The organism is Ureaplasma diversum NCTC 246, assembly GCF_000731915.1.
In the GTDB taxonomy this organism is placed as follows: Bacteria; Bacillota_I; Bacilli_A; order Mycoplasmatales; family Mycoplasmoidaceae; genus Ureaplasma; species Ureaplasma diversum.
In genome coordinates, this window is the sequence record NZ_JFDP01000025.1 from 1 (window position 1) to 2490 (window position 2490).

The following is a 2490-nucleotide window of genomic DNA, read 5'->3' on the forward strand; positions in this document are numbered from 1 at the left end:
GCTAATGATAGCTTTAGGAGCAGTTGGAGTAATTACTACTACATCTGTTGGTTTTTTAATTGCTAGTTGTACAACTCAGAAAAAACAAGAACCTTATAAAGTGATGCCGACTTATACTTCACAAGCTGATACATTACTTGCATTAGGAATTACTCCTGATTACTATCCACGACTATTAAATAGTAAAGACAACCGTCCATTTGCTTTTTTAGACCCGAATAGTAATGAGTTTAAAAACAACCAAGTTTTTGATAAACCTGAATTTAAAGCTGGGTTGGGAAATAGATTATTAGATCTAGAAAGCAAAATTAAAACTTATAATACAACTTGATGAAGTTTTAGTGGAAATCAACTTGGAGAGAATGTTAACGAAGAACACTGAAGAAAACATAATGGAAACTTAGTTTATTATGACCGTTATTTATTTGATAACAGTCACTTTGAACCACAAGTTGTACGACGTTTAAGCCCTGATCTAAACAATGGACCATTTGCTAAAGAAACATATCCAGTCCCTGTTGATTTTAAAGCAAGTAGAGACTTATTCTTTTCTTTAAGTAAAGAAATGATTAAAACTTTTACAAATGAAAACAACAATGATCCACTTGCAGTTGGTTTAAGAGCGGGATTGAAGTATAAAGATGAAAGTAAAGGATTATTAAATCCGCTTTTTAACTATTCATATTATGCTAAAAGAATCCAAGAAAATTACTTAAATGGTGAAACAATTGATGGTATTAATTTCAAGAATTCTAACTTCAGAAAAAGAGTGATAGAGGGTAATGATGTACCATTGTTTTATATTGAAAAAGATTGACAAACTAAGAATTCATTAAACACTATCATCTACAAACAAATTGAACAACTATTATTAATTAAAGACATCAAAAAAGCTGGTTTAACTAAATTAAATTATGATCCGCTAAACCAAAAACAAAAAGTATCATCAGAACTTCAACACCACCCTATTTATGAACAAAACTTAAGAAAAGATGGCGGAACACAACTTTATTTAGGAACAATGCGTGATGGAATGTTCCATTTATATGATATCGCTTATGCTACTGCTAAATTTGCTCATACAAAAGAAGCAGAAGAATTGTTTAAAAACGAACCAGAACGTCTAGAAATGATGAAAAAAGCATTAACTCATGCTAATGAAATAGCTGGTAATTATAATGCTCGAATTAAAGCAATGCGTGAATTCTTCCAAGCTGTTGGTGTAGTTGATAAAAACTACAACCCTGAACTTAAACAATTTGATAACACTAACTCAATCAATTTAGGTTTACTAACAATTTCATCAAAAAGTGGTGTAAGTACTTTACAATCTCAATCTAAATTTGGTTTCTTATACTATGATTTAGGATTTAAAGCTCCTAAACCAAAACTAAGTGATAATCTTGTTAACCCGTTACTTGAAAAAGTTGATGGAAAACAAGAAGGTTGTCATATCCATGAAGATGGAACAAGACACTGTCCATTTGGTGAGTCAACTAATGGTCTTCCTGAAAACTATACTGGTTCAATCTTTAACATGGATGATAATGGTTGATGATGAAACTTAGGTGAAAATGGTTTAAGTGAAAAGAATACAGCTAGATTCAACAACCAATTCGATGTTGTAATCAACATTGAATTCAACCCAGAAGGTGCATCATTATCTAATAAAGACAGAACACTTGTTAATAAATTATTTAAAGAAGAACATTTAAGTAACAACAACTTAAATTCTCCATCTAAAAAATTATTTAGGGATAATTATGAACTTTGAAACGAAGGGGTTAAATCACCAATTGGTTTAAACTTAATCTTAGATAATCTTCTTAAATATATTCTTAAATATGTTGGTGATGATAAGAAACAACAATTTGCAGAACTATATCAAAAAGCTAATAGCTGAGGTAGCTATTGAGAAAAATTTGCAAAAGTTAATAAATAATATTGATACAAAAAAAGAAAACTAAGAAGAGAAAATTAATAAATGAAAACAGAGTTGCATAAACAAAAACGTAAAGCTATTGTCAACTTTGCAATGATTAAATCACTAAACTATACAACAAAGATCACTCTTAAATTCAGTGCTCTTATTTTAATTGCTGCTTGTATTGCTTTTTTAGTGTTATCAATTTATCACGATGCTTCATATGGTACAGAACTTAGTACTACAAATTTAGACTTAAAGACTCGTGGTCCTAAACTACTAATGGCATTTTTCTCAGGTGGAGCAATTGCTGTTGCTGGTTTATTATTACAAAAAGTAACCCGGAACCATCTAGCAGATGTTTCTGTACTTGGAATTGGTTCATTAAACATCATCTTAATGACTTTTTATTTAATTAGTATTAAAGATAAAGTTGAATCTGCTGCTAATATTGAAATGAGAGTATTACCAATTGTTATGTTCTTATCAAGTGTAATTGGAACAGGAATTATTTATACTCTTTCTAGGTTTGGTAGTGCTAATACTGAAAAATTTGTAATTGTTGG

The 2490-nt window shown here is 29.9% G+C and carries 2 protein-coding genes; both read left to right on the forward strand.

Annotated elements, in window-relative coordinates; all coding sequences use genetic code 4:
- Nucleotides 1–4: 4 nt before the first annotated feature.
- On the forward strand, nucleotides 5–1942 hold the full coding sequence (locus tag UDIV_RS04475) for a hypothetical protein (RefSeq protein ID WP_038102021.1): 1938 nt from the start codon (nucleotides 5–7) through the stop codon (nucleotides 1940–1942).
- A gap of 42 nt (nucleotides 1943–1984) precedes the next feature.
- Nucleotides 1985–2490 (forward strand): iron chelate uptake ABC transporter family permease subunit (locus UDIV_RS01000; RefSeq protein ID WP_038102018.1); only part of this gene is annotated, 506 nt, incomplete at its 3' end.